Source organism: Mesorhizobium sp. M7A.F.Ca.CA.003.01.2.1 (assembly GCF_003998945.1).
Taxonomy (GTDB): domain Bacteria; phylum Pseudomonadota; class Alphaproteobacteria; order Rhizobiales; family Rhizobiaceae; genus Mesorhizobium; species Mesorhizobium ciceri.
Map to the genome: position 1 here is coordinate 1 of NZ_RZRA01000326.1, position 5,479 is coordinate 5,479.

At 63.1% G+C, this 5,479-nt stretch carries 5 protein-coding genes; all 5 read right to left on the reverse strand.

All coding sequences use genetic code 11. The annotated features are described in order from the left end of the window. Positions 1–236: 236 nt before the first annotated feature. Positions 237–1,682 (reverse strand): homospermidine synthase, encoded by a 1,446-nt coding sequence (locus EN969_RS15020; protein WP_013529731.1) that lies wholly within the window; start codon positions 1,680–1,682, stop codon positions 237–239. Between the two features lie 130 nt (positions 1,683–1,812). Next, the gene (locus EN969_RS15025) at positions 1,813–2,748 is read right to left on the reverse strand and encodes a DUF3445 domain-containing protein (protein ID WP_063168945.1); all 936 of its coding nucleotides are present in this window, start codon (positions 2,746–2,748) and stop codon (positions 1,813–1,815) included. A gap of 3 nt (positions 2,749–2,751) precedes the next feature. Then, positions 2,752–3,414: an aminotransferase class IV family protein gene (locus EN969_RS15030; protein WP_063168944.1), complete on the reverse strand. Its 663-nt coding sequence runs from the start codon at positions 3,412–3,414 to the stop codon at positions 2,752–2,754. Then, complete coding sequence (locus EN969_RS15035) at positions 3,363–4,508, reverse strand: aminodeoxychorismate synthase component I (protein WP_063168943.1); 1,146 nt, start codon at positions 4,506–4,508, stop codon at positions 3,363–3,365. Before EN969_RS15035 ends, EN969_RS15030 begins: the two co-directional genes overlap by 52 nt. 182 nt (positions 4,509–4,690) lie before the next feature. Beyond that, positions 4,691–5,431 carry a hypothetical protein gene (locus tag EN969_RS15040; protein WP_063168942.1) on the reverse strand — a complete coding sequence of 247 codons (741 nt, stop codon included), beginning with the start codon at positions 5,429–5,431 and terminating at the stop codon, positions 4,691–4,693. Between the last annotated feature and the right edge of the window lie 48 nt (positions 5,432–5,479).

Genomic DNA, 5,479 nt, shown 5'->3' on the forward strand with positions numbered 1-5,479 from the left:
CCGAAATGCCACCCGCCACGCTCATCGAAAGAATTTTGCGCGCAATGATCATGTGAAAATCCTCTCCTCTCGCTTCGGCCCAAAAATCGGAAATCGATTTTCGACAAGCACGAGGCGTGCATCCAAGTTTCCAGAGCGACGTGCGTCCAGATGAATACGTATCGCTATGGTCCGCATCCCTTCAATCGCCCGATTTCCGGGCGATTGCAAGGCAGTGAGGCAGGTGGGCGGTGCTGCTATCGCACAAGGATGTTGCGGAACTGCCACGGGTCGTTCCGGTCGAGGTCTTCCGGGAACAGGCCGGGACGGTTATCGAGCGGCGTCCAGTCGGTGTAGTAGCCCTTGACCGGTCCGAGATACTGGGACTGCACTTCCAGGCACCGCCTGTAGTCCATCTCGTCGGCTTCGACGATGCCGGCCTCGGGATTCTCCAGCGCCCAGACCATGCCCGAGAGCACCGCCGAGGTGACCTGCATGCCGGTGGCATTCTGGTAGGGGGCCAGCTTGCGCGCCTCGGCGAGCGACAGCTGCGAGCCGTACCAGTAGGCATTCTTGTCGTGGCCGTAGAGCAGCACGCCGAGTTCGTCGACGCCGTCGATCAACTCGTTCTCGTCGAGCACATGATGCACCGGCTGAGGCTTGCCGGCGGCGCCGAACATCTCGTCAAGCGACAGCATCGCGTCGTTGCAGGGATGATAGGCATAGTGGCAGGTCGGGCGGTAATGCACCTTGCCCTTCTTCGAACGCACGGTGAAGAAATCGGCGATAGAGATCGCCTCGTTATGCGTCACCAGCAGGCCGTATTGCGCGCCGGGCGTCGGGCACCACGAGCGCACGCGCGTGTTGGCGCCCGGCTGCTCCAGGTAGATGGCTGCCTTCGAGCCGTGCTTGTGCTTCTTGGCGTTCTTCGGCATCCATGTCTCGTGTGTGCCCCAGCCAAGTTCCGCGGGCTGCAGGCCCTCGGAGATGAAGCCTTCGACCGACCATGTGTTCCAGAACACATCCATCGGTTTCGGCTTCTTGGTGCGCTGGGTGTCGCGTTCGGCGATGTGGATGCCCTTGACGCCGGCCTTCTTCATCAGCTTGGCCCAGCCCTCGCGATCGTCCTGCGCGGGCTCCGAGAACTCCAGGCCAAGATCGGTGGCGAGATTGACCAACGCCTGCTTGACGAACCACGAGACCATGCCTGGATTGGCGCCGCAGGTGGAGACCGCCGTGGCGCCGCCGGGCTTGTCGTGCTTTTCCTTGAGCAGCGACTCGCGCAGCGCGTAATTGGTGCGGCTGGCGTTATCGGCCTTGGCGTCGAAATAGAAGCCGAGCCACGGCTCGACGACGGTGTCGATGTAGAGCACGCCGAGCTTGCGGCAGAGCCGCATCAGGTCCACCGAGCCGGTATCAACCGACAGGTTGATGCAAAAGCCCTGGCCGCCGCCATTGGTCAGAAGCGGGGTCAGGAGCTTCTTGTAGTTCTTCTCGGTCACCGCTTCCTGGACGAAGGTGATGCCGCGCTCGTCGAGCAGCTTGCGGTCGGTGTCGCGCGGATCGATAACCGTCATGCGCGACTTGTCGAACTTGAAATGGCGTTCGATCAGCGGCAGCGTTCCCCGGCCGATCGAGCCGAAGCCGATCATCACGACAGGGCCGCTGATCTCACCGTAAACGGGCCAGTTTTCATTCGCCATTTTATCGAGCACTCCTTCAAAGCCCAGGAAACTGGGAAAACGCACACACAAAACCGGGCATCTTTGCCCGGCGGCCATGCGCTACATCACAGATCATTGTCACAAACCAGCGAAAAGCGCCAACCAGCGATCAGTCGTCATTGGCCATGTGGTTAAGGACCGTCATCAGCCGATCACGGTCCGATGTCAGGCCCTTGTAGTCGAGCTGGGCGAGATCGAGTGCTTCGAGCTGGGCGGCGAAAGACACCGCGAGCTTCGCCCGATCAGGGTGCCTGGCCAGCACGGCGAGCGGATCGAGATGGATGCGGATGGTGAACAGGATATCGCGTGAAACAGGCAGTTTGCGTAGGGTTTGCCGCTCGACGCGAATGAAGGCATGGGCGTCGATGTCGCCATCGGGAAAGCGCGACGGCCGGTTGGTGGCGCGGTCGATGCGCTGCAGGTCGGAGAGCGGATGGTAGAGCGCGTTGTCGGCCTGGATCGACCAGTTGTAGCGCTCGACGGCCTGCCCCTGGAGGCCATCGAACATCCGGTTGATGAGTTCCGCCGGACGCGTGCCCGGGCCGAAACCCGGCACCGGCGCGTGGATGTCCTGCAGCGGCTTGCCGAACTTTTCCAGGAGCGACCAGGAGGAGGGAAAGCAGAGCGAGCCGGCGACCAGCCGCCAGCCGCTGTCACTGCTGCGCATCAGGATCAGGTCTTCCTGGACGAGCAGTGAGGCTTTGGCCAGCGGCGCATCGGCGAGGGAAGCAGGCAGACGGCTCGCCGCGCCCGCCACCTCGACGCCTGATCCGCCGAGCCGATGGGTTTCGGGGAACCTCTCCGGGAGATGCGCGGCGAGCAAGTCGAGCACTTCCTGCTGGGCGTCGCGCGTGCCGTCCTCCTCGACGAAAACGCGCTCTGGGATTTCGGCATAGAGCCGGTGCTTTTCGGCGAGATACGGCAGCAGATGGCCGTCGACCTCGATCCAGGCCGCCGGGTCGAGCGGCTTCAGCCCGATGCTGAACAGTTTCGACGAGCCGTCATAGGGCGTGTGGGTGGGCAGCGTATGTTTTGGGGACGTCATGTCTCAGGTCAGTCTTGCCGGGATCAGTCCGCGCAGCGAATTGCCGACGAACAGGGACTTGGCGGATTTCAGATCGTCCAAGCTGTAGATCGCTTCGCGGGCGCGGCCTTCATCCAGAAGCTGCGCGCGCAATACGCCAGGCAGCAGGCCGCAATCGAGCCGGGGCGTCGCCAGCACGCCGTCGCCGACATCGGCAAAGACATTGGTGATCGTGCCTTCACAGATCTCGCCACGCTCGTTGGCCATAAGCACCTCGTCGGCCTGCGTGATGAGGTGTTCGGCACGGGCACGCGTGTAAAGCTGTCGCCGGCTGGTCTTGTGGCGCAGCAGCGTGTCGTTCGAATCGAGCCTCGTCCGCGCCAGCCGCAGCATCCAGACTTTGTCGGCGGCGAGCGGTTCATAAGGCTGCGCAGAGGCCGTCACCTCGCCATCGTGCGACAGGACGAGACGCGTGCGCGTGGCAACGCCGGAACCGCCGACCGCGCTGCTCAGCGCCTCGCCGACCGTGCCTGGATCACAGCGGAAGCCGAGTTCCGCCGCCGAGCCATAGAGGCGCGCAAGATGACGATCGAAGCGCAGGAAGCCCGAGCCGGGTTCCCAGCGCATGGTCTCGATCAACTGAAAGTCGGCGGTGTTCCCGTCGCGAAGCGCGCTTTCAGCAGACACTCCTGATACTCCTCCTGCGCCGTCGAATCGAAGACGACGCCGCCTCCGACATTGTAGACGGCCTCGCCGCCCGAAAAGAGCGAGATGGTGCGGATCGCCACGGAAAAGCGCATCGGGCCGCCGGGTGCGATCCAGCCTATGGCGCCGCAATAGGCATCGCGGGGCGTGCCTTCCAGGTCGCGCAGGATCTCCATGGCACGGATCTTAGGCGCGCCGGTGATCGAACCGCAAGGAAACAGCGCCGCAAAGATCTGGCGGATAGAGAGACCCGGCAGCAGTTTGGCCCTGACGTCGCTCACCATCTGATGCACGGTCGGGTAAGTCTCGATGCGGAACAGCGCCGGCACGTCCAGCGTGCCCACCTCGCTGATCAGCGAGATATCGTTGCGCAGGAGATCGACGATCATCCGGTTTTCGGCCTGGTTTTTCTCGTCATTGCGCAGGAAGATCTTCTGCCGTTCGTCCTCGGCTTTGGTGGCGCCGCGCGGCGCCGTTCCCTTCATCGGATGCGTCTCGATCATGCCCTCGGCGTCGATCTCGAAGAACAGTTCAGGCGAGCGCGACAGCACGATGGGTTCACCGAGCGCGATCAGCGCGCCATATTTCACCGGCTGACGTTCAGTCAACGCATCGAACGCGGCCAGAGGCTCGCCTGACCATTGCGCATGCACGGGAAAGGTCAGATTGCCCTGGTAGCAATCACCTTGCCGGATGTGCTGGTGCAGCCGCGAGAAGCGTTTTTCATAATCCTCGGGCGACCACGTCGCACGGGCGTCGAAGATCGGGCCATTGGTCGCCGCCATATTGCGCGGCGGCACCGCCTGTTCGACCGGGGCATCGAAAACCCCAAGGCACACGAGTGGGGCGCGGCGTCCATTCGGCAGCAGGGGAACGAGCTTGGGTTCGAGCAGGTAGCCCGCCTCATACGAGAAATAGCCGGCAAGCCATTTGCCTGCATCATGCGCGGCTTGTGCTGCTTCCAGAGCCGGCCCGAAATCGCCTGCATCGTGCGCCACGATGATATCGGCCGGCCGGTCGAAAACGAGCTGGCGCGCGCTTTTGTCATTGCGAAAAATTGCGGCGGGCAGGGACATGGGCACCGAATGCTGCGGTCAATGAAGCCATCAACCGCTCTATATGGGGTGCCGCCCGCGCGCAATCGAGGGAACGGCACGCTGCCTCTTAAAGCCGACCTTTGGGCCAACTCAGGAACCAAGAGCAAACGGCGACGCCGATATGGCGCCGCCGCTTGCAATCTTCAGGTCGTGCCTGGCGATCAGCTGTTGCTGGAGGTTCCGGCTGTTGGAAACTGCTTGGCGAATTCCTTCTCGTTGCCGGCGGCGAGCAGCTTGGCCTGCTCGATCCAGCGTTCGCGCGCGATGCGGCCATCGAAATTCATGACGTCCTCGATCCGTTTGATATCGGCCGCTGTCCAGGACGCGATCTGGGCGAAGCTGGTGACGCCTTGTGCCTTGAGCAGTTTCTCATTGACCGGACCGATACCGATCAGCCGACGCAGATTGTCGGGCTTTCCGGATGCTGGCTTGGCTGTTGCAGGCTTGGCTGTTGCAGGCTTGACTGTTGCAGGCTTGCTCATTGCGGATTTGGCTGGAGCCGAGGTTTTGGTGGCGACGGGTTTCGCCGCCGGCTTGGCAGAGACCGCTTTCGCAGCGGCCGGTTTGGCCGTCGCGGGCTTTGTGGTGGCGGATTTGGCCGTCGCGGGGGTCGACATCAGGGCCGCCGGCGCCTGGCTTGCCGGTTTTGCCGCGCTGCTTCCGGCGGCAGGTGCGGCCGACGCTTCGCGCAGCCGGCGCTCAAGGTCGGCGCGGGTCTTGCCGCATGCATCGAGTTCGCCGGTCAGGCGGTCGCTGTCGGTGCGCAGCCTGTCGCGTTCGCTGCGTGTACGGTCGAGATCGCCGCGCAAGCTGTCGAGTTCACCGCGCAGGCGCCCCCAAAGGAACCAGCCGACCAATACGCCTATCAGGAACGCCAGGACCACGTAGAAAAAAGTGCCCATTGTCTCTCTCCAGTCAGATCCGTCTGCCGTGGGTCATGATCTTCGGCG

Coding starts and splice junctions, on each gene's coding strand:
- EN969_RS15035 (WP_063168943.1), bottom strand. CDS start 4,508: ATGTCCCTGCCCGCCGCAATTTTTCGCAATGACAAAAGCGCGCGCCAG.
- EN969_RS15020 (WP_013529731.1), bottom strand. CDS start 1,682: ATGGCGAATGAAAACTGGCCCGTTTACGGTGAGATCAGCGGCCCTGTC.
- EN969_RS15040 (WP_063168942.1), bottom strand. CDS start 5,431: ATGGGCACTTTTTTCTACGTGGTCCTGGCGTTCCTGATAGGCGTATTG.
- EN969_RS15025 (WP_063168945.1), bottom strand. CDS start 2,748: ATGACGTCCCCAAAACATACGCTGCCCACCCACACGCCCTATGACGGC.